Consider the following 25,784-nt stretch of genomic DNA (forward strand, 5'->3'; position numbering starts at 1 on the left):
GAAACCTTTCTGTGGTGCCAGCCTTTGACCATGCCCATAGCTTTGCCAGTGGCTTTGCCCAATTATGGCCGACAAAGGTTTCATCTCAACAAACGCTCGATAAATCCAGCGTTTGGTTCCATTTTGGCAACAATTTCTACCCATTACGTCGGGTTTTTACGCGCCAAAACACCTGCGAACTGTTTCAAGGCGATTTTCAACCCCTCTGAGGACATCGGTGCCTGAGAGAACGGCGTGGCCGTCGCTGTCATCAACCGCCCCCCTGAGACAAAGAAGGCGCGCCAATATTCATCGTCAAGCCCATTGATCATAGGGGCGGAGGTGTCGCGGGCATGCACAAAGACGGTGCCCCCTTCGATCGCACTGCCCAAAAGCGTGACCGTTGCCATGTTCCCAGACCGCGACAGGACGGTGCGGCCTGCGTCGGAGACAAAAAAGGCCTGAACGCCCGCCGCATCAAAAGGCGTGGCATCTGTCAAAGGGCCAGAAACCGACAGGGTCAAAACCGCCGTGCTGGCTTTGCGGCCCAGATTGGAGCCGCCGCTCAGGCCGGTGCAACTGCCCAAAAGGACGAAACTTCCGCCTTGCTCGTCTTTCACCGAACCGGGGTCGATGCAAAATCCCGTCGGCCCGGCCACAGCCAAGCCACTACTGGACAATCGGATTTCTCTTGGCGCGGCTTTTGTTGCGGTCGCAGGTGTCGGCACCGCCATTTGACAGGCCGACAGGGCCAAAGCCAGGCCGAGCACAAAACCGCCCCAAAGCCCCATTTTGAGTCTGTCCATGTGCTGCCTCACCTTTACCAAAACCCCGAAAGCCTCTTCGCGATCGCGCCATAACCGAGCTTGGCATACATGGGATGCCGCCCCGCCTGCAAGCCATCCTTGCCGGGTGTGGCGGCACACTGCCGACTTGCTTTCGGACCACCGCAGGCCGTGCTATCGGTTTGGCCAAGACAACCCGCCGCACATAGAAAGAACGCCATGATCCCGCCCCGCCCTCATCCCTATGATGCGATCCTGCGGTCTGCGGCGCGGTGCCCCGAGCTTTGGCGTATAGCAGTTCAGATCTTGGCTGCTTTGGCGCTTGGGGCTTTGGTCACACCTTTGCTCTATGCGCTGATCGGGCGCATGGCCCCCGCGTTGATGCCGATTAGCTTTGGCCCGAACGGGGTTGTCATCGGGGCCACGCCCGGTGGGATGTTTGTGTTGCTCTCGGGCTATGGCGTGCTTTTGGTCGGCAGTGTGATTTTGGCACGTCGGTTGCACAGGCGCAGCCTGCGCGAGATCACCGGACCGGCGAACGTGATGCGCAGGCAATTTTTCGCAACCCTCAAATGGATCGCACTCCTGAGCTTTGTCACCATGTTGCTGCCATGGGACAATCCTGAGTCTGAGCTGTCTGAAAATCTAGGCCTTGGCCTGTGGTTGTTTTGGATGCCCTTCGCGCTTTTGGGTCTGATGATCCAAATCACCGCCGAAGAGGTGTTTTTTCGTGGCTATTTGCAAAGCCAACTGATCGCCTCGACCAAATCCTATACGCTGGGTGTGCTGGCCTCCTCCGTCTTGTTCGGACTGGGCCATCTCAGCGGTGCGGCCGAGGGCGCGGCGGCGATCTTCCCCGTTGTCTGGGCGATACTGTTCGGGCTTGTCGCGGGCGATCTGACCGCGCGCTCGGGCACAATCGGTCCGGCCTGTGCGCTTCACCTGATGAACAACGCCACCGCCATGTTGATTGCACCGCAACAAGATATGATGTCTGGCTTTGGTCGCATGGTCCAAACGCTTAATCTCACCGACGCCTATAGCGACCCAAAAGTGATCGTCTTTCAAACGCTGCTTTTGTTGGCAACTTGGCTGACCGCAAGGCTTGCGATCAGGCGCTGATTGCAATTCTTCTCTCATGGCCTTATCTGAGGGCCAGTAACGTTACGTCCAAAGGCTCCCCGTATGAACTGGATTTCCAACTACGTCCGTCCAAAGATCAATTCGCTGTTTTCCAAACACGATACCCCGGACAACCTTTGGACCAAATGTCCTGAATGCAACACCATGCTGTTCCATCGCGAATTGGCAGACAATCTCAATGTCTGCACCAATTGCGATCACCACATGCATATCACGCCGCGCGCGCGCTTTTCGGCGCTGTTTGATGGCGGGGTGTTTTCTGAGATCAAGGTTCCCGAACCGATTGAAGACCCTTTGAAATTCCGCGACCAAAAACGCTATCCCGAGCGGATGAAAGCGGCACAGCGTTCCACTGGCGAAAAAGAAGCCATGTTGGTGGCTGAGGGCGAGATGGGCCGCACGCCGATCGTGGCCGCGGCACAGGATTTCTCGTTCATGGCTGGCTCCATGGGCATGTATGTCGGCAATGCGTTCATCGCCGGTGTTGAGCGCGCCATCGCACTCAAACGCCCGTTTGTGATGTTCTCCGCCGCAGGCGGTGCCCGGATGCAGGAGGGGATTCTCTCCCTCATGCAAATGCCGCGCACCACCGTGGCCGTCGAGATGCTCAAAGAGGCGGGTCTGCCCTATATTGTTGTGCTCACCCATCCGACCACCGGCGGTGTCACCGCCTCCTACGCCATGCTGGGTGACGTGCAAATCGCTGAACCCAATGCGCTGATCTGTTTCGCGGGTCCGCGCGTGATCGAACAAACGATTCGTGAAAAACTACCCGAGGGCTTCCAGCGCGCCGAATATCTTTTGGATCACGGGATGTTGGATCGGGTGACCCACCGAGGTCAGATGAAATCCGAATTGGTCACGATCCTACGCATGTTGGGACAAATGACCCCGGCCGTTGCGGGGGATCTTCCGGCACCGGCTCCCGAGGTCAAACCTCTTGAGGCCGCAAAGCCCCAAACGCCCCCCGCCAAGGACGCGCAAAAGTGACATCCCCCTCGTCGGACATCATCCTTGATCGGTTGATGTCACTTCACCCCAAGATCATTGATCTTGTTCTGGATCGTGTCTGGCGTTTGCTGGACGCTTTGGATCACCCCGAACGCGATCTGCCCCCGGTGATCCACATTGCCGGCACCAACGGCAAAGGATCAACCCAAGCGATGATCCGCGCCGGGCTTGAGGCCGCTGGAAAATCGGTGCACGCCTATACCTCGCCACATCTGGCGCGGTTTCACGAACGCATTCGTTTGGCGGGCACGTTTATTTCCGAACCCGCGCTGATGCAGGTGTTGGAAGAATGTGAAATCGCCAATGGCGGCGCGCCGATCACCTATTTCGAAATCACCACCGTTGCGGGCATCCTCGCCATGGCGCGCACGCCTGCCGATTATACCTTGCTTGAGGTCGGCCTTGGCGGGCGGCTGGATGCGACCAATGTGGTCGAGTCCCCGACCCTAAGCATCATCACCCCGATCTCGATTGATCACACCCAATATCTGGGCGAAACTCTGGCCGAAATTGCGGCGGAAAAAGCCGGGATTATCAAACGCGGTGTGCCCTGTATCGTCGGCCCGCAACCCGACGAGGCGATGGAGGTCATCGAGGCCCGCGCCGCCCGTATGGGCGCACCGCTTATGGCCTATGGTCAACACTGGCATGTATGGGAAGAACGCGGTCGCTTGATTTATCAGGACGAACACGGGCTGCGCGACCTGCCGTTGCCGCGTCTGATCGGCCATCACCAAATCATCAACGCAGGCGCGGCCATTGCCGCCCTGCGTCAACTTGGCGTTGACGATACCGCCCTTGAGGCTGCTTTGACCGACGCCTATTGGCCCGCCCGTATGCAACGCCTTGCTACCGGGCCCTTGACCGATGCTGCCCCGAAGGCCGAGCTTTGGCTCGACGGCGGGCACAACCCCGCCGCGGGGATCGCCTTGGCCGAGGCTCTGGACCGTTTGCCAAGACGTCCAACGTATATGGTCTGCGGCATGCTGAACACCAAAGACGTGGGCGGATACCTCAAACCGCTCGCGCGCCATGCCGAGCGGCTTTATGCCGTGTCGATCCCCGACGCCCAAGCCACCCTGCCCGCCTCGGCCACCGCCGAAACCGCCCGCGAGGATGGCATGGACGCCGTTGAATCCGAGAGTGTTTTGACCGCAGTGCAAGAGATCGTCAGCGCCGCCCCCGAGGCACGTATTCTGATCTGTGGCTCGCTCTATCTCGCTGGGCACATCCTGCAAGACAACGCGTGATCTGAACAGTCTCTGTGCGCTCGCGCATGTAGGCGCACAGGTGATTTGGCTGTATCTGTGCGTCAAGCACAGGAGATGCATCATGTCTTTGGAATTCGGAATCGACACGTTTGGCGATGTCACTTGGGACGCTCAGGGCCGCGATCTGTCGCATGGCCAGGTGATCCGCAACGTCATTGAAGAGGCAAAACTGGCCGATGCGGTTGGCCTCGACATTTTCGGTCTGGGCGAACATCACCGCGACGATTTTGCGGTCTCCGCCCCGGACACGATTTTGGCCGCCATCGCCGCTGTGACCTCAAAGATCAAACTGACCTCTGCGGTCACCGTGTTGTCCTCTGACGATCCGATCCGGGTGTTTCAGCGATTTTCCACGATCCAAGCCATCTCAAATGGTCGCGCCGAAGTCACGCTTGGGCGCGGATCATTTACCGAATCTTTCCCGCTCTTTGGTTTTGATCTCTCAGATTATGAGATGTTGTTTGAGGAAAAATTTGAGATTTTTTCCAAACTGACCAGCGCGGAGAAAATCAGTTGGTCGGGACGCCATCGCACCCCGTTGAAATCTCAAGCGGTTTATCCGCGCCCTGAAAAACCAATCCCGGTTTGGGTCGGCGTCGGCGGAACGCCCGAATCCGTGGTGCGCGCCGCCACCAATAACATGTCGATGTCTTTGGCCATCATCGGCGGTCCGCCCGCCCGTTTTGCGCCTTATGCCGGCTTGTACCGAGACGTGCGCGAAAAAATGGATGCGGCAACCTTGCCCATTGGCTGTCATTCGCCGGGCCATATTGCCGCCACGGACCAAGAGGCGCGGGATCGGTTTTTTGACGGCTACCGCGTGATGCACCAACGCATTGGGCGCACACGCGGCTGGCCGCCGCTGACCCGGGACGCATTTGAGCACGAGGTCGAAAATGGCGCGCTTTACGTTGGCTCGCCCGACACGGTGGCGCGCAAAATCGCCGCCACGGTTCAGGCGCTCGATGTGCAGCGGTTTGATTTGAAATATTCCGCTGGGCCGGTCAGCCATGAGGTGCTGATGGACAACATTCGGCTTTATGGCGAAGAGGTTGTGCCACGGGTGCGCGCGATTTTGGGCCTCACAACCTAAGTCACGCGCCCTCTTCGGCCTCGCCCCAGCTCGCGTCCTGCATCTCGCGCAGGCGCGATGCGGTGCGTTCAAATTCGAATGCCCCAGCCCCTTCGACATAAAGGCTCTCTGGCTCGTCCACAGCACTACACACCAGCCGCACCTTGGCCTCATAGAGCGCATCAATCAGGGTCACAAACCGTTTGGCCTCGTTGAAGTTGCTCCGGGTGAGGCGTGGAATATCTTCCAATATCAGAAGCTTAACAGCTCCCGCGATGACAAGGTAATCGCCGGGACCAAACATTTGGCCGCAGAGATCCCAAAAACTCGCACGTGCAATGCCGTTGTGAAACCTGGGCAAAACGACATCGCGTCCCTTGACCTTGAGTGTCAGAGACTCGGTCGCACCGCCGGTCAAATCCGTCCAAATATCCTCAATCGCCGCCCGCGCCTCTGCGTTCACCGGCTGAAAATACACCGGCGTGCCGGTCAAACGGCCTTGGCGATAATCGACCGGAGAATGCAGATGATGCACCTCCAACCGCTCTTTCAGAACCGCGATGAAGGGCAAAAACAGCTGACGATTAAGCCCGTCTTTGTACAAGTCATCGGGCACCCGGTTCGATGTGGTCACGACGGTGACGCCCTTGGCAAACAGCCCCTCAAACAAACGCCCCACGATCATCGCGTCGGCGATATCGGTGATTTGCATCTCATCAAAACACAAGAGTTTGATTTCACTGGCGATCTCTTCGACCACGGGCGCGATCGCATCCGGCGTTCCGGCCCTGCGCGCGGTGTTGATGCCGTCTTGGACCTCTTGCATGAAGGCATGAAAATGCACGCGGCGCGCGGGCACCGGGGCGTGGTCATAAAACAGATCCATCAACATGGATTTGCCGCGGCCCACACCGCCCCAAAGGTAGAGCCCGGTGATCGGTTCGGGTTTCTTGCGCCCGCCAATCAGGGACATAAGCCCCTTTTTCCCGGCGGGCTGGCTGGCCAGTTGCGCCCGCACCCGCTCCAGCATCGGCAGCACAGAGTCTTGCGCCGCATCCGCGCGCAGCGTGCCCTCGGCCACGCGGGCCGCATAAATATCCATAAGCGTATCCATGCCCTCCCCATACTGCGTCCCGGATCATAAGAAAAGATGATGTGTTTCATGCCAATCATTCAATTGACGCGCGTGCAGGTTTTGCCGAAAGCTGAGACAAAGGAGACCAAAGATGTCCACCGCACGCACACCGCTTCTCACCCCCGTCCTTTTGGCCGGGTGCATCGTCATCATCGTCAGCTTCGCGATCCGCGCCTCCTTTGGTGTGTTTCAGATCCCAATTGCCACCGAGTTCAATTGGCCCCGGTCGGAATTTTCATTGGCCATTGCGTTACAAAACCTGTTTTGGGGCATCGGCCAGCCAATTTTTGGTGCTTTGGCCGAGAGGATTGGCGACCGAAAAGCCATTATCATCGGCGCTTTGATCTATGCGGCGGGGCTTGTGCTTTCGTCATTCGCAGTGACACCTGAGGCGCATCAGCTCTATGAGGTGCTGGTCGGATTTGGCATCGCAGGCACGGGATTTGGTGTGATCTTGGCAGTCGTAGGACGGGCCTCCTCAGATGAAAACCGGTCAATGTCCTTGGCCATTGCCACAGCGGCGGGATCCGCCGGACAGGTGTTTGGCGCGCCTTTGGCGGAATGGCTTTTGGGTATGATGGCATGGCAAAACGTGTTCATTCTCTTCGCTGCCGCCATTTTGTTGACGCTCTTGGCGCTGCCGCTGATGCGCTCGCCACAAATGGCCAGCAAAGCCGAATTAGAGGAAAGCCTTGGCGCGATCCTTGGCAAAGCCTTTCGCGACCCAAGCTACACGTTGATTTTCCTGGGCTTCTTCTCCTGCGGCTATCAGCTTGCCTTTATCACCGCGCATTTTCCCGCGCTGGTGACCGAGATGTGCGGTGCGATTGACCCCTCGGGCACGCTCGCATCGCTCGGTGTGACCTCGACCTCGGCTTTGGGCGCGGTGTCGATCTCGCTGATCGGCTTGGCCAATATTTGCGGCACTCTGTTCGCCGGATACCTCGGCAAACGCTATTCCAAAAAGTATTTGCTGACCGGGATTTACATTGGACGGACCTTGGCCGCTGCGGCCTTTATTGCCTTCCCGATCACCCCCACATCTGTGCTGGTGTTCTCGGTCGTTATGGGCGCGTTGTGGTTGGCCACGGTGCCACTGACCTCCGGCCTCGTGGCCCATATTTACGGGCTGCGTTACATGGGGACGCTCTACGGGATCGTATTCTTTTCTCACCAACTGGGCGCGTTTCTGGGCGTGTGGTTGGGGGGCGGCTCTATGATGTCTACGGCAATTACACCGCCGTTTGGTGGGTTGGCGTCGGCATTGGGGCGTTTTCCGCCATCGTTCATTTGCCGATCAAGGAGGTCCCTCTGGGCAAACGTGTGGCAAACGCCTTGGCTTAAAATCCTGCGGCTTTGAGGTCTTCTGCCGTCAAAAGCCCCTCAGACACAAGCCGATCGGCCCAGCCTTTCGGCCCGTCAAACAGATGCGTCTGCCAGCCACGGCTGGCAGCAATATCAAGGTTTTCAGGGCGGTCATCGGCGAACAAAAGCGCCTTTGGCGCGATGTGACAGTCCGCTTCGACCATCTCAAAGATCAAAGAATGCGGTTTGACACACCCCATGCGCCCGGAGACATAACGGCGGTCAAACTCCATCAAAAACGGGTACTGCGTTTCGGCAAATTCGAAACTCTCAATCCCGAAATTGGTCAATGCAAACACCGGAATGCCCTTAGCCCGCAAAGCCCGTAAAAGCGCGACAGAGCCGGGAATGGCGGGGGCGGCCATTTTGATCCAATCGAAATACCACATCAGGATTTCGTCTTTGAATTCAGGGTAGTGATCCGCCGTTGCCGTAATGGTTTCGCGAAAATTTGCCCCCTGATCGACAAGATCGTTCATCGCGTGCAAGTCAACGGTTTCAAACATCGCGCGCCGGCGCGCCTCGCCGATCACCGCATCGTAATGGCGCTCCGGCTGCCATTCGATCAACACATTGCCAATGTCAAAAATCACCGCCTCGATGGTCATAGAGCATCCCTTTTTGCGCCTTGCACGGCGCGTTCCAAAGCGTCCAAAAACCGCGAACGATCCGCCTTTGAAAACGGCTTTCCACCACCTTGGCGAAACGGGTCCGCCGCGCGTAAATCATACATCAAATCGCGGGTCGCCAATGCATTGCCGATGTTCGAAGGCGTAAAGGCCTCGCCGTCATGTTTGATCACGCGCGCGCCCGCTTCGACCGCTTTGGCAGCCAACGGAATGTCACCTGTGACCACCACATCCCCGACGCCCGCGCGCTCCGCAATCCACATGTCGGCCACATCTGGGCCATCGGGCACGATAATCAACTCGACATAGGGATTGGGCGAAGGCCTCAGCCCGCCGTTACACACAAAGAGACAGGGGATTTGGTGCCGGGTGGCAACTTTTTCAGCCTCGGCTTTGACCGGACAGGCATCGGCATCAATGTAGATTTTGGTCACAGATGCCTCCGAGGCGCTGGCTTATAGGTCAAATCCGCATCAACCGCCGCCGATCAATGCCCCCGCAGCGAACACCAGCGCGCCGCCAAGCACAACCTGAAAAGCCGCCCGCAAGAAGGGGGTTTCCATGAATTTGTTTTGAATCCACGCAATGGCCCAAAGCTCGATAAAGACCACGATGAAGGCGATGATTGTTGCGGTCCAGAAATCGGTGATCAAATAGGGCAGCGCGTGCCCCAAACCGCCAACCATTGTCATGATGCCCGAGGCAAAGCCGCGTTTGATCGGAGACCCGCGCCCTGAAATCACGCCATCATCATGCGCGGCCTCGGTGAAGCCCATGGAAATCCCCGCGCCGACAGAAGCGGCAAGGCCGACAAGAAAGGTGGTGTGGGTGTTTTGGGTGGCAAAGGCGGTGGCAAAAATTGGCGCAAGGGTCGAGACTGAGCCATCCATGAGGCCCGCAAGTCCGGGTTGCACCCAAGTCAGCACAAATTGGCGATGCGCGGCTTTGTCTTCCGCCTCACGTTCGTCCCCATCGAGGAACTCTTTCTCCAATTCCCCGGCTTTTTTGTCATGCCCGGCCTCTGCTGCGGCCAAATGGCCCAAAAGCGCGCGGGTGTCGGCGTCGGTGGTGCGCGCGGCGGCTTTGAGGTAAAACTCTTCGGCGCCACGTTCCATCGCCTGCGCTTCCGCACGCATCCGCTCAAGCCCGAGATTTTCGATCAACCACACCGGATTGCGCGCATAATAGCCCGACACATGTTCGCGCCGGATCAACGGAATCACAGTGCCGAACCGTTTTTTATGCAATTCAATCAAAGAGGTGCGGTGGCCGTCTTCCTCTTTTGCCATAGCTTCGAACACGGCTGCGCTGCTGGGAAACTCTTCGCGCAGGCGTTCAGCATACATGCGGTAAATCTGCGCATCATCCTCCTCAGATGAGATGGCAAGAGCAAGAATTTCCTGTTCTGACAGATCAGAAAAGCGGCGGCGATTGGCAAAACCAGGGATCATATGGGCCTCTATTTTAGAATGGTTCTAAATTATAAAACTTGCTGATGGTTCGCAACCATCAATTGCGCCTAAAACTAAACCGTTGCGTTTAGAAAGACTTGCTCATCTGTACCGATCAGTTTAGTTTTCAAACGGACCGTGTGTTGTACGGCTTTCTATCGACATCCCTGTCGAGCACTGGGCGGGCCTACGGGCCTGCCTTTTTTTCTTTATCATCCAAGGGCGTAAAAGGCACATCTGTTTTCTTATTTCGCCATTCAGAAAACCCAAAAAGCGCACTATTATACCCAGACACGGAGGGGACCCATGGGCGACACACACCCGATGATCAAAAAGGGGCGCAAATTCGATCAGGTTGTCGAAGGGGCGCGCACTGTGTTTCTACGCGACGGGTTTGAGGGCGCATCAGTCGATGACATCGCCCGCGAGGCTGGCGTGTCCAAAGCCACGCTCTATAGCTATTTCCCCGACAAACGCGTGTTGTTTTTGGAAATCGCGGCACAGGAAACCAAACGGCAAGCCGACGCGTTTGAAGAGCGGATGGACGAGAACCTTTCGCCTGAGGCGCTTTTGCCAAATGTCGGGCGCAAGATCCTTGATTTCATTCTCTCGGATTTTGGTCAGGCTGTGTTTCGCATTGCCGTGTCCGAAAGCGATCGCTTCCCCGAACTGGGCCGCAAATACTATGAAAGCGGCCCGGCCTTGGTGACCCATCGCTTGTCGCAATATCTCGCCAGTTGCACCGCACGCGGCGAATTGGCGATTGACGACATCGAGCTGGCCGCCGATCAATTTGCCGAATTGTGCAAAGTCCGCGTCCAATCCATGCGCCTGTTTCAAACCTGTTGCGACATCGACGAGTCCGACAAACAAAAGGTCATCGACGGCGCAGTGACCATGTTTTTACGATGCTATGGAGTACGGAAATGATCCGCCCAACCGCTCTCACTCTCATCCTCGGGGCATTTGCCCTGAGCGGATGCAAAGAAGACACCCATGTTTCCGACAAAGGTCCGGCCCCCATGTCTGCAACTGAATGCGCTTTAGAAATCCTCACCCCACTGATCGGTCAGGACAAATCCGCGCTTGATGCGTTTGATCTTCCTGCAGGCACCCGCATCATTCCTCCTGGGCGCATGGTGACAAAGGACTTCCGGCCTGAGCGCACGAATATTGATCTGGATGCGACGGGTCGGATCATCCGTGTTTGGTGCGGCTAACCGCAGCACATCCCCCAACGCAACGCCCCATAAAGGAAAAGCCGAGACAGCGTGCTGCCTCGGCCTTACAAGTTGGTTTTGAGCGAGATCCCCGGGGTCACGAACTGGGTGGGGGCTGTTAAACCGTGACACCGGGGCAAAGCGTTCTCGCTCTGCCTAACGTTTTGCACCAACACCTTGGCCGAAAAAGGGATGAAACAAGAAAAGTCACGGACCATTTCATGGCCTCATTAAGGCAACCCGATCACTGACGTGAGAACTGCGCCGAGTTTTCTTGATTTTCGACAGTTTTGTGACCAAGCTGAGAGCATGAATGCACCTACTCCCTTTCCCGGCCCCGCGCCTCAACAAGACAGGGTTGCCTTTGATCGCCAAGAGCTTGGCACGATCTTGGGGCTTTATGGCCGAATGGTAGCCGCAGGCGAATGGCGCGACTATGGCATGTCGTTCCTCAAAGAGGTTGCCGTGTTTTCCGTGTTTCGACGCACCGCAGAACATCCGATTTATCGGATCGAAAAACGGCCAAAACTGCGCGGGAAACAGGGGATGTATTCGGTCATCGCCATGGACGGGCAAATCCTCAAACGCGGCGGCGATTTGCGCGCGGTGCTGCGGGTTCTCGACCGCAAACTGATCCGCGCGGTCGAATAGCCTCCTCCCTACATCCGCCGATGCGCTGTGACCGGACCATCGCCCTGTGCGTCAATTCGCGCAATCGCTCGCAAGATCGGCTCATAGGCCACGGCCATGTGATGAGCATTGGCGTGAATCAGAACCTCATCATCAACGCAAAGCGCCACATGGCCCTTCCAAAACAAAAGATCGCCACGCCTGTAGGGCGCTGAGGCGGTTGCGCCCATACCCATTTGCATATCGCTGTCACCCGGACAGTCGATGCCACAGGCCAAAAACGCCGCCTGGACGAGGCCCGAACAATCAATGCCAAAGGTGGAATTGCCACCCCAAAGGTAAGGCGTGCCAAAGAACAGTTGCGCAACTGTGACCGGATCGGAAAAGGGCCGCTCGATCGGGCGGATATGCGGTTTCGGAACGAAAAGCCCGCCCTCAATCTCCATGAATTTGCGCCGCTCATCCACGACGCGCATGCGCGCGCCGAAAGACAGGCTGCTCACCGCTTCGGATTTGAAATCATCGGTGGGATAAAGATGCGTGGCGCGCACGGAAATCAGGTGGGTTGGGATCGAAACGGGACCGAGTTCGGCCTGCGCCACATACCCCACGTAACCATCGCGCCGCGCAACACCAAAGGCCCATCCGTCCCGCCGCTCCAGCACATCAAACCCCTCGCCCCACAGCAATTGTCGTTCCCGCGCACCGTCCGGCCCGGCCCGCAAATCGGCAACGGGGACGCAGACCGTGGTGGTTTCAGGGCACACTTCGCTCTGGCCCTGAGAGGCAAACCCCGCAAGGGCCACACGAGTATTGGCAGGAGTCAGGCGGCGATCTGTCATAGCGACAAAAGCTCAGGCAACGCGGCCAAAAGCGCGCGCGCCCCTTGGCCAACGCCGCCTTTGGGTCGGGCAGGTGCGGCGGTCGGGTTCCACCCATAGATGTCAAAATGCATATAGCGCGGGGTTTCCGTCACGAAGCGCCGCAAAAACAGCGCGGCAGTGATTGACCCGGCCATTCCGCCCGACGGCGCATTGTCGAGATCGGCGATTCCCGGCTCAATCATGTTCTCGTAGGGCTCCCAATAGGGCAGTTGCCAGACCGGGTCGGCCACCTTCGTCGCCGCTTTTGACAGCGCCAAAGCGTCCGTCGAATCAGTGGCAAAAAACGGCGCGAGATCCGGCCCAACCGCCACGCGCGCCGCCCCTGTGAGGGTCGCCATCGAGATCAACAAATCCGGCGGGGTTTCATCCGCCAGCGCCAGAGCATCGGCCAACACCAAACGCCCCTCGGCGTCCGTATTGTTGATTTCAACAGTCAATCCTTTGCGCGAGGTCAACACATCTTGTGGCCGGAACGCATTGCCCGACACCGCGTTTTCCACCGCCGGGATCAACACCCGCAACCGTAACGGCACCTCCAGCGCCATGATCATTTTCGCCAGCCCCAAAACCGTGGCTGCCCCGCCCATGTCCTTTTTCATCAAGCCCATGGAAGACCCCGGTTTGAGGTTCAGCCCGCCGGTGTCAAAGCACACGCCTTTGCCCACCAACGTCAGCGTCGGCCCCGCCTCGCCCCAGCGCATGTCGATCAGGGCAGGAGCGCGCGGGGACGCGCGACCCACAGCGTGAATCATCGGGAAGTTTTGCGTTAACAAAGCCTCGCCCACTGTCACTGAAATCTCTGCTCCATGCGCCTGTGCCAGATCGCGTGCGGCCTGTTCCAACTCAGCCGGGCCCATGTCATTTGAGGGCGTATTGATCAAATCACGGGTCAGTGCCTCACCCGCTGCAATGGCCTCAAGCCGGGCAACATCTACGCCCTCAGGCGCAATAAGATGCACGGCGGGTTGTGATTTTTTTACATATTTATCAAAAACGTAACCGGACAAAAGCCACGCCAAAAGCTGCTCATCCAAAGCCTCACCCGTCAACGTTGTGTGCAAGGCATAGGTGCCGTCCGATAATTTCGCACGCACCGCACCAAAGACAAATCGACCCCGAGCCCGCGTTTTTTTGGTGCCAAACCCCGCGACAACAGCGGCAATTTTCCCCTCTCCTGGAATCACACAGACCGATCCCAAAGCGGCGGAAAACCCATTGGTTTTGAGCCAGAGCTGATCGTCGTCGGACCGGCTTGCGAGAAAAGCGTCAAGATCGTCAGCGTCGATCAAGAACAAGGGAACAGCGGACTCTGTGGGTGAGGCAAAAGAAAGTGGCATCGGACGGGCCTTTCATTGGCGTTGCGCCAAGACTAAAGCGTTTCGATATGACGTTAAGATGCGATTCAACTTCGAAACGCGCGCAACATCAATACGTTATCCGCATGTCACGCCAAACTTGTGTGACAAGCCTGTCGTGAAACGCTTTCGCCAATCCGATACCACCTGCAAGCTGGTTCGCGGGACGGCTGTCCGGCGAACCAATCTCTTTGCTGTCACATCTTTTACGGGCGCGACTACCGGAACAGGTTAGAGCGATGCGCCCTGAAGATCCCATACCGCCAAAAGGGAATTTTCCCCGATCCGCATCAACCGCTCGACACAAGCGGCCAAGGCCGTTCCGTCATCGGACAGCGCCAATTCATTCACGTCACTTGCAACGCGCGCGAAACTGACCATCCCGATTTGTTCGGAAATCGCGACCATCGAGCGTGCTGCTCGCTGTAAATCTTCGAACTGGCCCTTTCTATAGCTGCTCTCGACTTTGGCCAATCTGACCGCCAGCTCTTCCATGGCGCGCGACACGACACCATCGGCCCCTGACGCGCCAAGTTGACCATAAAGTTGATCCAAACGATCTCGATCAACCTGCACAGCCCCATCGGGCCGCAGCTTTACCACCACCATTTTAGTACCCCACATATTTGAGCGCCCCCACGCGCTGTGGTCTGACTTTGCCTCAAGACCCTCAAGAAAAGGTTTAGTCCCAAGCTGATTTTCCCTCGAATTCCTCGAAAACTCTCATTACATTCGCCCAAACTGGCTAACGGCATCCTCAAGAGAGTTTCTCCGCGATGAAATATGCAAAACCCCTCCCAAGCTATATGGTTCAACGCTATCAAGGATGGAAAGCGACCACGTTTTCCGAGAACAAATCTTGGTATCGGCGTCTGGCAGAAGAAGGTCAGCGTCCTCGCGCGTTCATCATTTCCTGCTGTGATTCGCGGGTTCATGTGACATCCATTTTTGGCGCGGATCAGGGCGAATTTTTCATCCACCGCAACATCGCCAACCTCATCCCGCCCTTTACGGACGATGGGGACCACCACGGCACCTCGGCGGCGGTTGAATATGCCGTCACCGCACTGAAAGTGGCGCATATCGTGGTTTTGGGTCATTCCAATTGCGGCGGTGTTCAGGGCTGTTACGACATGTGTTCGGGCAATGCGCCTGAACTTGAGGAAAAATCCTCTTTTGTCGGTCGCTGGATGGACATCTTGCGCCCCGGATATGAGCGCGTCCTCGACAAGCCGGAAGGCGAACGCAAGCGGGCGTTGGAAAAGGAATCCATTCTGGTGTCGCTTGAAAACCTGATGACCTTCCCCTTTGTCCAAGCCGCCGTTGAAGCGGGTGATTTGACGCTTCACGGGCTTTGGACCGACATTGGCGAAGGCGATTTGCATCAGTACGACCCCGAGAGCAACAGCTTTTCTCCGATCTGAGCGGCTTTAGGCCACGAGCCGGAAAACAGTTTCAATCGTGTCATCTTCGACCGCGAGAGCATTGGTCAAAAGATAGGGCGCATCGGCGCTGTTTTCGGCCCGCGGTGTGCCAATCATCGCTCCGGTTTCAACAGAACTGGAGCGCACGAACATCGGTTTGCTCATCTGCGTGATCGCCTGACGAATGGCCGGGCGGTCACTCAGTTCCATTGCCTCGATCTCTTCGGGAAAGAACATCACAGCACCGTTTTGATGCAGGTTCAGAGCGATGGTGCGACCTTGGCGGGCTTTGTCGAAATAACAGGTCATGGCGTTTCCTTTTTCGTGTGGCTGTCGATTGGGATCAGGCGGCAAGCGCGATGCGCGCGCCTTGGTCCGGGCGAAAATCGGGGGTCTCGTGACATCCGCCCAAAAGCACAACATTGGAGCGGCGTGCATCGCGGGTCAAATTGTGGTTCGCCGGGCGGCATGCCGCCTCAAACGTCTGCACATCCCAGTTGAAAGAAATCGCGCCGTTTGCGGTGCCTGATTGGCCGGTTGTTTTCATCAGCATGATCATCGTTCCATCCTTTCGGTCCGTGCCCCCGGACCCCTTGAGATAAAGGGACCACAGAGCGTGGTTTGGCGGTAGGAAAGCATGGAAACAATTTGAGGTATTTGCCGGTTTTCGGCGGAGCAGAAAAACAATAGCTGTGTGAAATCAGACACCTAAACTAGGGTTAAAGGTCTGTTTGTGAAAGTTAAAATTTGGTGCAACCCTCAGGAAATGGTTAATTTCCGCAAAGGTTAGTGACGCGGGCCGGGCGAGGGTCGGGCAAGCCTGCGGCGGCTTTGTGGCGACTTTGTGATGCCCCTGTTTGACCGCGATATGGGCCGAATCGCGGACGATAGCGCGGGTGGCGCGCAACAGGGCACCACCCGCTTAGACTGTGTTATTTGGCTTACTCCAACATCATCCCTTCAGGCCAGCGCAGGCTTTCCTTCACGCTGATGTCCTGTGTTTCGCCCGCATCCAGATCGAAATGCCACGCCATCACACCGCGCTTGTCGTCCAAATCGGTCACATCGGGCATCCGCGTGGCCGACCAATCGAGTTTGAGGTCGTCTTGCTCCGACACAGACACCCGGTCGATCACCTCAATCGGCCAGGTCTTGGCCGTAAGGTTTTCAACGGAAATCCGCACCTCAGACGACATCTCATTCGATTTCGAAATCACCCCCCGATCGCCTTCATTTTTCGCCAACAAAGTCCGGGTCACGCGAATGCCATCAACCACGCCAAAGGCCAGATCGACCTCGGCCCCGTTCACAACCGTGTTCAAACGGGACTGACCAAGGCTCACCCCATCGCGGATCAACCGCACAGTACCGGGCACCAACATTTCGCCCGTGTCATTGGTGAAGCTCGCCATAAGATACCCTGTGTCCTCAAAAAGCGGCACAGCCCGCACCACAAGGTCCGGCGACAGGGCCACTTCGGAGAGGGCAAATTCGCTCATCCCCGCACCGGAATAGAGCGTCGTGGATGTGGGGTAGCTATAGGTCAGGCTGAGGCCGGTGAGGTTGGCTGTGGCCATCTTTTGCTCCATGCTGCCCATCGCTTCTATCACCGGTGCGGCATACCCGGCCATCTCTGCATCCGCGCTGCGCATCAATTCCTGGGCTGGCCGTGGCTCATAAATTCGACGCACCCAAGGGTAGACCTCATTTGGATCGCTTCGCCGGGCCGGATTGTCGGTGGCAAAACGCAGCATCACGTTTTGCCAATTCTCACCCGTCTCCTGTGATGCCTGCACCGCACGGGTCAGATCCAGCGCCCCGGTTTCGGTGTCCAACCGCGCCGTGTAGACCGGCTGCCAATAGGCATCATCAACGCTATAGCTAAAATCAACCGTCACATCGCCCGCCTGAGCCACATCCAGCGCGAGCGTGATCGACAGACGGTCACCCTTCGACGGGGCCAGACGGTGCAGAGCGTTTTCAGCGCGGCTGATCTCATCTTTGAGAGCCTCAAGATCGCGATCAGCCGCATCTGCGCGCGCGGTCGCATCGGCCATGGCAAGGCGTGCGGCCAGTGATTGTTCGCGGATCATCTCAGCCGTGGCAGCCATGGTGTCAACTGACGCCTCCGCTGCGGACAGCCGGCCCAAATAAGCCAATGTATCCTCAGCGGCGGCGACCTCAAGACGCACCGCATCAGCTTTGCGGGTCTCATCGCGCAACTGTGCCTCAAGCGCCTCCAGCGTGGCTTTCGCGGCCTTGGCCTCTGGCGATCTGTACAGCTCTGCATCGCCAATAGTGGGCGTGCTCGTGTACGAGACCGGACCCAGTGTCGCCCCCGTCACCTTACTTTGCAGGCTGGCGATGATCCGGTCGACAGAGTGGTCCACCGGAATGTCGGTGAATGTCACCTCATGTTGGCCAGTGGGAAGGTTGATCTGACCCTTTCGGGTCACTGTGGCGCTTTCTGGGTAAAGCGTCACGTCAGTGACGTCTGACTGGGCGGTAAAACTATCGGCCAGGCTCATGCCGGGCACTGTCATCGCGCAGAGCACAAGCGCGGATGTGGTCCAAATGGATTGTTTCGCAATGGGGTTTGAAAACATCGTTTCCTCCTGTTCGATCGGAGGAAAGGTCCAATGGGCACGGGCGAGACGCAAGTCATATTCCCGCGACGAGGGACCAAGACGGCGCACGCGGCAAAAGCCCGCCGATCAACGCGCCCAATCAGGCTACGGTTTTATATCCCTTGCCCGCACTGCCACCGAATTTATCCCCAAAGGTGCGGCACAGTTCCTCGCGCGTCAGGCGCGGCTGGGTATTTGCCATATCCTCGGCCCAATCTCCCATCCGATCTATCGCCTCCGCTTTCGGCTCGGAATGATCGTGACGAATGGCGCTGAGATTGATCTTCACCCGAAACATAAATCACCCTCCTCTTTCTTTGTGTGGCGGTGTCGTAAGTCGACCTGAACATAACAGCGCCACAATTTCTTCGCGCCAATAAATAAACTTTAAAGTTAACGCGCCATTCGAGGGGGATTTAAAAAATTATCATTTAATTTCAATATTATAAATAGATAAAAACTGCATTTTTTGATCCGCATAGGTTCCATCATTTCGCTCTCATTTGGCGCAAAAATGGCAAAACTGGACCCAAAATCCATTTAAAAGACGGCGGCGCTGACCGCCAGGAGGCGAATCGGCACCAAAAAGGGCGCCCGCAAGCGCCCTTTCTTTAAAGCGTTCCGCCTTTCCCCTGTCTCAGGTTAAAGGCGTGACGATTTAAGACTTTAATAACCAAAGATCAGAGGCTCTTTGGGCCTCCCTCCCTTAGCCTTTTTTCAAAACCCGACGGCCCAGAAGCTCGGCAATTTGAACCGCGTTCAGAGCCGCGCCTTTGCGCAGGTTGTCAGAGACACACCACAGGTTGAGACCATTCTCGATGCTCACGTCCTGACGGATGCGCGAGATGAATGTGGCGTAATCGCCAACGCATTCAACCGGAGTGACATAGCCACCATCTTCGCGCTTATCGACCACCAAAATCCCCGGCGCAACGCGCAGGATTTCGCGGGCTTCATCTTCGTCCAAGAACTCTTCGGTCTCGATGTTGATCGATTCAGAATGGCCCACAAACACCGGCACACGCACACAGGTCGCGGTGACTTTGATCGACGTGTCCAAAATCTTTTTGGTCTCGGCAATCATTTTCCATTCTTCTTTGGTGTCGCCAGAATCCATGAACACATCAATGTGCGGGATCACGTTAAAGGCAATCTGCTTGGTGAATTTCGCCGCAGGACGTTCCTGGCCCGGCACATACATGCCCTTGGTTTGATCCCAAAGTTCGTCAATCCCGGCTTTGCCCGCACCAGACACCGATTGATAGGTAGACACAACAACGCGTTTGATTTTGGCGCGATCATGCAACGGCTTCAACGCCACAACCATCTGCGCGGTCGAGCAGTTCGGGTTGGCGATGATGTTTTTCTTGGCATAGCCCATCACCGCGTCCGGGTTCACTTCCGGCACGATCAACGGCACATCGGCGTCGTAGCGATAGAGCGACGAGTTGTCGATCACCACACAGCCCGCTTTTGCGGCTTTCGGCGCGTAGATTTTGGTCGCATCCGACCCAACGGCAAACAACGCCATGTCCCAGCCGGTGAAATCAAAGGTGTCGAGATCTTGGGTCTTGAGGGTCTTGTCGCCAAAGCTCACTTCGGTGCCGAGAGATTTACGCGATGCAAGAACCGCGATCTCATCCACAGGAAACTCGCGCTCGGCGAGGATGTTCAGCATTTCGCGGCCCACGTTGCCCGTGGCACCTGCGACGACGACTTTATAGCCCATTTGGGTCTCCTCATCAGTCTAAAGCGTTTCAGCCTTCGGAGCGTTTCGACCAAAACCCGTGACTCCGGTTTTCTCGAAACGCTATAGGATGACTGGCGCGGAGCCTTACGCGAAAGGGCGTTTGGAGGAAAGAGGCTTTAGTGCTCTACGGCAGCCTTTGCCGCTATTATCCGCGTCATTGCGGCGTTTTGATCAATCTCGATGGTGCCACCGGGGCTTTCCGATACATGCGGGAAATGCACCTGATCAAGATAATTCATAAATGTGGCCCGCAAAGCCGGATCAAAGGCGAGCGATTCCGCCTCCGCCATCGCCCGACGCAGCGCCATTTGATCCCCGGCCACGCGCACCAAACCGGACAGCGCAAAAAAGGCTTCGCCCAACACGATCACTGGCTTGTCGTAGAAAAACGATTGTAGCCCAACCGAGGAGTTGATGGTGATCACACCGCGGCTGGCGCGCACCTGTGCAAATGTGTCGGTTTGGTTGTCGACACGCAGCAGACCATGAGAGGCCGCCTCGGCACGGGCCAGCAGTTCGGCCAGAGAGGTCTTGGCTGAGGGGTGTTCTTTGATCCGAATGTGCCAGCCCTCTGGCAGGGCCTCAGAGGCCTCGGCCAACGCTGCAATCATCCCGTCAACGGACCCAACCCAACCGCCAAACATGGTGATTTGACTGTCATTGGGCACTTGCAGCGGGACAAAAAGAAACGGCTCGTCTGACAGATCAGCCTCCGCCTGTCCCACATCGGTGCGCCGCGACAGCCGCGCGGTGAGGTTGGCCCCCATCGCCCGCCAGTCATCACCCTGACGATCCGTGCGCCCCGCCGCCCATGCGGTGAAAAACCCCGGATCGCGCGGCACAGAGCCCAGCGCATTGACCCCTTTGGGATCAAGCTGCATCCGACCGGGAAAGGGCGCGAGTTCGCCATAAAGCCGTGGCACCCCCGCATCGCGCGCGCCCTCCATGAACACCCGGCGAGAGCCGGTGATGCCATTCCAACACATCGCGATCCTGTCTGGGTGGCGGGTGAAATAACGTCGCGCGCCATTGTATTGCGCCCAGATCAGGCGAAATTTCAACATCCGCACCAGCCCGCTTTTGGGCCGACGTTTGGCCACGGCCATCGCCGCCTTGGCGCGCGCGTCACTTTCGGGAAAGCCCTGAAACGACAGCGGGATCAATGGCAAAGCCATGCCACCCCCCGCCGCCTTGGCGACAGATGCAAAGAAGCTGTCCTTTTTGGTCGACCAACCTTTGAGATATGCGATCATCGCGGGGATGCCTCCAGATCAAGCCTCGGTGCCACAGGGGCACCACTGTCTTAGGACAGCCGCCCCACCGTCACAAGGCGGCTATCGGGGATCGCGCGCGCCAAAGACATAGACCGCAAGGCCCATCACCAGCGTAACGGCGAAGAACCCAAAGACAATGCTATAGGACGTCGTCATAGCGCCCTCATCCCCCATCTGCGCGGCAAACAGCCGGGCCGAAGCGATCTGTGACAGGCCAACCCCGCCAATCGAGAACAGGTTGATCAATGTCACCCCGCGCCCGACCAGTTCCGGTGGCAACAGCGTGCGACCATGATTCATGATTTGCGGATAATTGGAGGAGAAAAACCCGACAAGCGCGAACAAGACAATGGCCACTGTCACCGTGGCATCACCAAAGCCCCACCACAGCATCACCAAGGGCACAAGCGTCAGCGCGGCGCTGCCGCCGACGATCCATTTGTGGCTTTTGATCAGCCGATCCATCGGGCCAAAAGCAAGGCTGCCAATGATCATCGCGAGCGCCATGACGAGCGTCCCCGTGCCAACCTGTGCCGGGCTCAACCCATGCACATCGGACAAATAGCCGCCAATCCAACTGCCACGTAACCCGCCGCCGGGAGCGTAGGCGACCATCGCAATCAACAAGATCGGGTAAAGCGCGCGCAATTTCAACAAATCGCGCATTCCTTTGCGCGGGCCCTCACTGGTGTGCTCAAGGCGAGGCGGATCTTGGACAAAGCGATAAAGTGCGCCAGCAATCAGTAGCGTCAAAGCGGCCAAAGCCAGCAACGTCCCGCGCCACCCCAGCTGCTCCATCGACCATGTCAAAGGCGTTGCCGCCGCAACATTCCCCAAAGAGCCGATTCCAAGCACGAGTCCCGCCAAGGTCCCAAAGCGCGCAGGCGGCGCAGTACGAGCAATGATGTAGAGCGAAGTCATCAACACAGGCGAACACCCGACACCGATCAACATCATCGCCACGCTGACCCCCAACGGCCCCTGTGCCATCGCAAACACAATCGCCCCCAAGCCGCCGCCAAACGCCAAAAGCGTCATCGCCGTGGCTTTGGGGGAGCGATGGTCCAACAACCACCCCACGGGAATTTGCATTGCCGCAAAAGTGAGAAACCACAGGCCCAAAGCCGTCGACGTGTCATCCGCACCCAATCCAATTTCGAGCTTTAAGACGGGCCCAAACACCGCAAGACAAGCCCGATAAAATTGACTGAGCCCGTAGGCCAACACGAGCCAAAAAATGCCTTTGACCATCATCCCCTCCCAAAAGATTCTTACGCCAATCCAACGGGATTCGGCTTAGCCAGCCCATGAAAGGGATCTGTATGTCCTAGAATTTTTTTCCGCCCCAACAAGTGAGCTGAAATCAACACGATCTTAGCCTTTTTGTTGCGAAACCTATCCTATCTCAAGATTTAGGGTTTCCCGAACCAAGAGACTATGCGAAATTTAAACTGAACTTGGCTAAGAATCCGAGTAATATATCGTAACGGAGATACGTATTATGAAAAATGTTGTCCTCGCCTCTGCGCTCGTGATCGCAACCGCATCTGCTTCTGTAGCTGGTGGTTACGAACAGCCTGAAATGACCCCTACCGTGGTTGTTGACCAAGGCTCCAGCTCTTCCGCTGGTTCCATGGGTGGTAGCGCCCTTTTGCTTCTGCTCGGTGCTGCTGCGCTCGCAGTTGCTCTCGACTCCTAAGTCCATAAAATTTTTGAATTTTGAAACGGCGGCCAACTGGCCGCCGTTTTGCTTTTAAATTCAACTGTGAGCGACCTATTCTGAGCGGGACATGAGCGGCGATGGCGCGCTCATCTCAGGCGACGAAACACCAACTGGCCGATCTCGACACTGGCCCATTGCACCGATTGCACCATGCGGCCGCCTGCATCAATCCAATAGGTGTTGGCAAAAGAAAATCCGCCCGTCGCGGTCTGACACGTCTCGCGCACAACGCGAGCAGAGGTCGAAATCTCGCCCGACGTCACGGATTGGGTTTCCCCCGGAATGATCGCGCATGTCATTGTCAAACGCGTCGTGCGCTCCAACCCGTCCAGAAAGCGGTAAGTTTTTGTTACGGTCCCGGCCTGTTTCGTACGGATCAGCCGCACAGCCCCGCCGTCCTCCACAGACATCAAATCATTGCCAAATCCACGGGTGGCCGTCAGCATGCCGCGGTCAAGGCTCGTGGTTTTGCGATCCGCCCCAACCCAAGTGACCACAGAGCCGTTTTGCCCGTAGATCGAAGTCACCGCATAGGCGCTGGTTTTTTCTTGCATCACAAATTGCAGCGGAACCCCTGGGATTTCCTTCATGGTGGTCTCAATCGACACGCGCGGATCGACCGGGGGCGCAGCTTTACCCTTGCCGCCCAGCTTCCCCACAGCCATGGACGAGAGATCTTTGATCGTTGCGCTGGCCCGTTTGGCAGACTGGTCATTGCCACAGCCCATCAGAGCAAACGACACCCCGAGCGCGGCCAATGCCGCCGTGAGACGTATCCTCTTGCGCTGTGTCATCTCCAGTACCGCCCCCAACGGTCTTCGATCTCTGGCTGTTGGGTGCCGCGGATACGATCATAGAGCCGCCCCTGCACATTCAGGCGCGCGCCGCCATCGCGGGTGAGCGATTGCAACAGGAAATCATTGTGTTCGGTGGTTGGTGTCCCGAGAAACCAATCAGAGGGCATAGAAATCCGAATGCCCTTGTCAAAAGAGCCTTCGCCAAAGTCATCAAAGGGCACATCAGTCAAAGTCGCATAGGCCCCAACCCGCCAGCCATTGTTGAATTCTCGATCAAGGGAAAAAGTCGCCCCCCAATCGCCAGCCAGATAACGGCCCATATCCACCTGACCGTGGAAGCCATTGCCGATGTCGTAATACCCGGACACGTGACCCGTCACGATGTCGTAGTCGCCAAAGCCAAACAGGTCATCGAAGTCGCGTTTGAGCGCATAGTTGATCTCGGCACCCAGAGCCAATCGACTGGCGGATTTTTTCCAAAGCACCTCACCGGACACACCACCATACATGCGCTCAAGATAGCCGACAGAGGCGCGGGTAAAGATGTTTTCAACCGGGTGACCATACCAATTGGCTGTCAGATTTTCGAGCTGCACCTGATTGGAGTAATACGGTGCCTCAGAGCGCACTGGCGGCAAAGTGGTGTCATCAACACTAACATCTTCATCGGCGATATTGCCGCTCAACCGCACCGAGGTTGAAGCCCGCAAAGACAGCCCCGGCATCAGCTCATAATTGACCTTGCCACGCAGACCGATGTCAGCACGCAATGGGCTTTCGGGATCAAAAACGGAGGCCGTCACATAGGGTGACACAGACCACTGCAGGCGGGGATAAACATCCTCAAGCCGCACCAGAGGATCGGAAGGCAAAGCACGGGGATCGGCAAATTGTGTCACGGCCAGCATCTCGCCAGCCGGTTCAAATTCAAGCCGCTCGACACCCGTGCGCGGGACGATGGTCGATTGTGTGGGCACGCCCTCGACCACTTCGGTCATCACAAAGGTTTCGACCGACGGCGGAAAGGCCCGCGACATCAGGCGCGACAGGCGGCCAAGCGCCTCGGCGCGAGCGGCAAAACGCGTGTTGTTAAATCGAACCTCGGCGCGCGTTGCGCTCAAAGACATAGCTTCAAGCTCAAGCCCCTCATTGGCCATCGCCTCCGCCAACGCTTTGCGGATCGCAGGGGCGTCTTTACCATCCTCGATCCATGCCCCCGACCACCCAAGCGCATCGGCCGAGCGGCTCGGACGTTGCATCACCGGGATCGGCGCACTTTCAAGCCCGCCTTTCACCCCTGGGGATTTCGGGTTGAGAAACCCGGTGATCCCAAACCCGAACATGTCGCCATAGAGATAAGAGGCGGTGGCAGTGATTTTGGGGGTGATGTGGTAGCTCAGACCAACGTTGAAAGGCGAACGATGCGTAACGATGCCGCGATCCGTTTCGGCCAGATAGGCGTCGGAAGAATATTCCGCCAAAACGGTCATCTTGTCACTGAGATCATAGCTCAACCCGCCAAACACTCCAACAGGACCACGAAACCATTGATCAAAATTAGGTGTGCCGCCCGTGTCCAGGAGGTCACCATCGCGCGTGCCGATAGAGAAACCAAGGTCATTTTGCGTCGCCAAACGGCCCCAACCAAGCCCCCCGGTCACGCGCAAGCGCTCGCCCACGGATTTGGTGGCCACAATATACTCGCTGCCCAAAAGACTTGTGCCCATCAGATCGCGTAGACCGATGGCCACGGCGGGGCGATAGGTGCCCTCGTCAAAAAACTGATAGCTGAGATCAAAGGTGCGATCCCAATAGACGTCGAATTCATCGCTCAGATTGTCTGTGCCGCTGTAGCTGAGGCTGCCAGACAGGCGCGGCAAAATTTGAAAGGCCAAGGTGGTGCGGCGGACGGGACCAAACCGGGTGTGCGACAGGCTCAGTTGCCCATCTGGCGCCGTCTCTGCCGTGGGCATGTCCAAAAGGCCTGCGGAGCCATAAAGGCCAAAGCGAGAGGTGTGCAGATCCTCAGCCACCGTCGGCATGCCCAAAGTAAGCGTCACAATGCCACCGAGTGTCGCCCAACGCGCGCCCTTAGCCATCAGGCTTTTGGCCGTCTCCCGTCCCTGCATGCTCCTGATACTCACCTTATGCCCCGTTTTTTACACACCATATCAGAATTAAACCGATGGCCTAGCCCGTATGCGATCCGCATGATCTGATGGAACACGGTCACACGCGGGTGATTGCCATGACCACAAG

At 57.2% G+C, this 25,784-nt stretch carries 26 protein-coding genes and 1 pseudogene; 10 read left to right on the top strand and 17 right to left on the bottom strand.

The window, feature by feature from the left end; translation table 11 throughout:
* Positions 1-143: 143 nt before the first annotated feature.
* Positions 144-785, bottom strand: coding sequence for a hypothetical protein (locus tag DA792_RS15565; RefSeq protein ID WP_107720888.1), 642 nt, complete (start codon positions 783-785; stop codon positions 144-146).
* Between the two features lie 198 nt (positions 786-983).
* On the opposite strand from DA792_RS15565, the gene DA792_RS15570 reads away from it, so the two are divergent.
* The 4 genes from DA792_RS15570 (at position 984) to DA792_RS15585 (ending at position 5,282) form a co-directional block, all read left to right on the top strand.
* Positions 984-1,886 (top strand): CPBP family intramembrane glutamic endopeptidase, encoded by a 903-nt coding sequence (locus DA792_RS15570; protein WP_159075289.1) that lies wholly within the window; start codon positions 984-986, stop codon positions 1,884-1,886.
* A gap of 63 nt (positions 1,887-1,949) precedes the next feature.
* Entirely contained in the window at positions 1,950-2,897 is a 948-nt protein-coding gene (gene accD, locus DA792_RS15575) for an acetyl-CoA carboxylase, carboxyltransferase subunit beta (RefSeq protein ID WP_107720893.1), read from the top strand.
* Positions 2,894-4,168: a bifunctional folylpolyglutamate synthase/dihydrofolate synthase gene (locus DA792_RS15580; protein WP_199908076.1), complete on the top strand. Its 1,275-nt coding sequence runs from the start codon at positions 2,894-2,896 to the stop codon at positions 4,166-4,168. The genes accD and DA792_RS15580 overlap by 4 nt, the downstream gene beginning before the upstream one ends.
* Positions 4,169-4,250: 82 nt before the next feature.
* Entirely contained in the window at positions 4,251-5,282 is a 1,032-nt protein-coding gene (locus tag DA792_RS15585; protein WP_107720896.1) for an LLM class flavin-dependent oxidoreductase, read from the top strand.
* Position 5,283: 1 nt separating this feature from the next.
* On the opposite strand, the gene zapE is transcribed toward DA792_RS15585, so the two are convergent.
* Positions 5,284-6,375 (bottom strand): cell division protein ZapE, encoded by a 1,092-nt coding sequence (zapE, locus tag DA792_RS15590; RefSeq protein WP_199908077.1) that lies wholly within the window; start codon positions 6,373-6,375, stop codon positions 5,284-5,286.
* 112 nt (positions 6,376-6,487) lie between these two features.
* Between zapE and DA792_RS15595 the strand changes: the two are divergent.
* A pseudogene (locus DA792_RS15595) lies at positions 6,488-7,740 on the top strand (MFS transporter).
* Here DA792_RS15595 and DA792_RS15600 read toward each other — a convergent pair.
* The 3 genes from DA792_RS15600 to mbfA are packed head-to-tail and all read right to left on the bottom strand — an operon-like array spanning position 7,737 to position 9,841.
* Positions 7,737-8,369, bottom strand: a complete 633-nt coding sequence (locus DA792_RS15600; RefSeq protein ID WP_107720898.1) for an HAD family hydrolase — start codon at positions 8,367-8,369, stop codon at positions 7,737-7,739. The pseudogene DA792_RS15595 and the gene DA792_RS15600 overlap by 4 nt on opposite strands.
* Entirely contained in the window at positions 8,366-8,824 is a 459-nt protein-coding gene (locus tag DA792_RS15605; RefSeq protein ID WP_107720900.1) for a YaiI/YqxD family protein, read from the bottom strand. Before DA792_RS15605 ends, DA792_RS15600 begins: the two co-directional genes overlap by 4 nt.
* Before the next feature lie 39 nt (positions 8,825-8,863).
* Positions 8,864-9,841, bottom strand: a complete 978-nt coding sequence (gene mbfA / locus DA792_RS15610; protein WP_107720902.1) for an iron exporter MbfA — start codon at positions 9,839-9,841, stop codon at positions 8,864-8,866.
* 306 nt (positions 9,842-10,147) lie between these two features.
* On the opposite strand from mbfA, the gene DA792_RS15615 reads away from it, so the two are divergent.
* The 3 genes from DA792_RS15615 (at position 10,148) to DA792_RS15625 (ending at position 11,712) form a co-directional block, all read left to right on the top strand.
* A complete protein-coding gene (locus DA792_RS15615; protein WP_107720904.1) occupies positions 10,148-10,771 on the top strand; it encodes a TetR/AcrR family transcriptional regulator in 624 nt (207 codons plus the stop codon).
* Positions 10,768-11,061, top strand: coding sequence for an I78 family peptidase inhibitor (locus DA792_RS15620; protein WP_199908078.1), 294 nt, complete (start codon positions 10,768-10,770; stop codon positions 11,059-11,061). Before DA792_RS15615 ends, DA792_RS15620 begins: the two co-directional genes overlap by 4 nt.
* A 309-nt stretch (positions 11,062-11,370) precedes the next feature.
* On the top strand, positions 11,371-11,712 hold the full coding sequence (locus DA792_RS15625) for a DUF2794 domain-containing protein (protein ID WP_107720906.1): 342 nt from the start codon (positions 11,371-11,373) through the stop codon (positions 11,710-11,712).
* A gap of 8 nt (positions 11,713-11,720) precedes the next feature.
* On the opposite strand, the gene DA792_RS15630 is transcribed toward DA792_RS15625, so the two are convergent.
* From DA792_RS15630 to DA792_RS15640, 3 genes are all read right to left on the bottom strand, one after another.
* Positions 11,721-12,533, bottom strand: coding sequence for a C40 family peptidase (locus DA792_RS15630; RefSeq protein ID WP_107720908.1), 813 nt, complete (start codon positions 12,531-12,533; stop codon positions 11,721-11,723).
* Positions 12,530-13,912, bottom strand: a complete 1,383-nt coding sequence (locus DA792_RS15635) for a leucyl aminopeptidase family protein (RefSeq protein WP_107720910.1) — start codon at positions 13,910-13,912, stop codon at positions 12,530-12,532. The genes DA792_RS15630 and DA792_RS15635 overlap by 4 nt, the downstream gene beginning before the upstream one ends.
* Before the next feature lie 249 nt (positions 13,913-14,161).
* Positions 14,162-14,554 (bottom strand): hypothetical protein, encoded by a 393-nt coding sequence (locus DA792_RS15640; protein ID WP_107720912.1) that lies wholly within the window; start codon positions 14,552-14,554, stop codon positions 14,162-14,164.
* Positions 14,555-14,706: 152 nt separating this feature from the next.
* On the opposite strand from DA792_RS15640, the gene DA792_RS15645 reads away from it, so the two are divergent.
* A complete protein-coding gene (locus tag DA792_RS15645) occupies positions 14,707-15,354 on the top strand; it encodes a carbonic anhydrase (protein WP_107720914.1) in 648 nt (215 codons plus the stop codon).
* Positions 15,355-15,360: 6 nt separating this feature from the next.
* On the opposite strand, the gene DA792_RS15650 is transcribed toward DA792_RS15645, so the two are convergent.
* The 7 genes from DA792_RS15650 to DA792_RS15680 form a co-directional block, all read right to left on the bottom strand.
* Positions 15,361-15,663, bottom strand: coding sequence for a hypothetical protein (locus DA792_RS15650; RefSeq protein WP_107720917.1), 303 nt, complete (start codon positions 15,661-15,663; stop codon positions 15,361-15,363).
* 34 nt (positions 15,664-15,697) lie between these two features.
* Positions 15,698-15,907 carry a hypothetical protein gene (locus tag DA792_RS15655; protein WP_159075290.1) on the bottom strand — a complete coding sequence of 70 codons (210 nt, stop codon included), beginning with the start codon at positions 15,905-15,907 and terminating at the stop codon, positions 15,698-15,700.
* Positions 15,908-16,295: 388 nt separating this feature from the next.
* Positions 16,296-18,014: a DUF4139 domain-containing protein gene (locus DA792_RS15660; protein WP_159075291.1), complete on the bottom strand. Its 1,719-nt coding sequence runs from the start codon at positions 18,012-18,014 to the stop codon at positions 16,296-16,298.
* 67 nt (positions 18,015-18,081) lie between these two features.
* Positions 18,082-18,279, bottom strand: coding sequence for a hypothetical protein (locus DA792_RS15665; RefSeq protein WP_107720923.1), 198 nt, complete (start codon positions 18,277-18,279; stop codon positions 18,082-18,084).
* A 408-nt stretch (positions 18,280-18,687) separates the two neighbouring features.
* Complete coding sequence (locus tag DA792_RS15670) at positions 18,688-19,710, bottom strand: aspartate-semialdehyde dehydrogenase (protein ID WP_107720925.1); 1,023 nt, start codon at positions 19,708-19,710, stop codon at positions 18,688-18,690.
* 137 nt (positions 19,711-19,847) lie between these two features.
* On the bottom strand, positions 19,848-20,984 hold the full coding sequence (locus tag DA792_RS15675) for a capsular polysaccharide export protein, LipB/KpsS family (protein ID WP_107720926.1): 1,137 nt from the start codon (positions 20,982-20,984) through the stop codon (positions 19,848-19,850).
* Between the two features lie 81 nt (positions 20,985-21,065).
* Entirely contained in the window at positions 21,066-22,256 is a 1,191-nt protein-coding gene (locus DA792_RS15680) for an MFS transporter (RefSeq protein WP_107722732.1), read from the bottom strand.
* A 250-nt stretch (positions 22,257-22,506) separates the two neighbouring features.
* Here DA792_RS15680 and DA792_RS15685 point away from each other — a divergent pair, with 250 nt between their 5' ends.
* Positions 22,507-22,704, top strand: coding sequence for a hypothetical protein (locus tag DA792_RS15685; RefSeq protein ID WP_107720928.1), 198 nt, complete (start codon positions 22,507-22,509; stop codon positions 22,702-22,704).
* 110 nt (positions 22,705-22,814) lie between these two features.
* Here the strand turns inward: DA792_RS15685 and DA792_RS15690 are convergent, their stop codons facing one another.
* Both DA792_RS15690 and DA792_RS15695 read right to left on the bottom strand, forming a co-directional pair.
* Positions 22,815-23,522, bottom strand: coding sequence for a YjbF family lipoprotein (locus DA792_RS15690; RefSeq protein ID WP_107720930.1), 708 nt, complete (start codon positions 23,520-23,522; stop codon positions 22,815-22,817).
* Positions 23,519-25,669: a YjbH domain-containing protein gene (locus DA792_RS15695; protein ID WP_159075292.1), complete on the bottom strand. Its 2,151-nt coding sequence runs from the start codon at positions 25,667-25,669 to the stop codon at positions 23,519-23,521. The genes DA792_RS15690 and DA792_RS15695 overlap by 4 nt, the downstream gene beginning before the upstream one ends.
* Positions 25,670-25,784 lie beyond the last annotated feature (115 nt).

Source organism: Celeribacter baekdonensis (genome assembly GCF_003047105.1).
Taxonomy (GTDB): domain Bacteria; phylum Pseudomonadota; class Alphaproteobacteria; order Rhodobacterales; family Rhodobacteraceae; genus Celeribacter; species Celeribacter baekdonensis_B.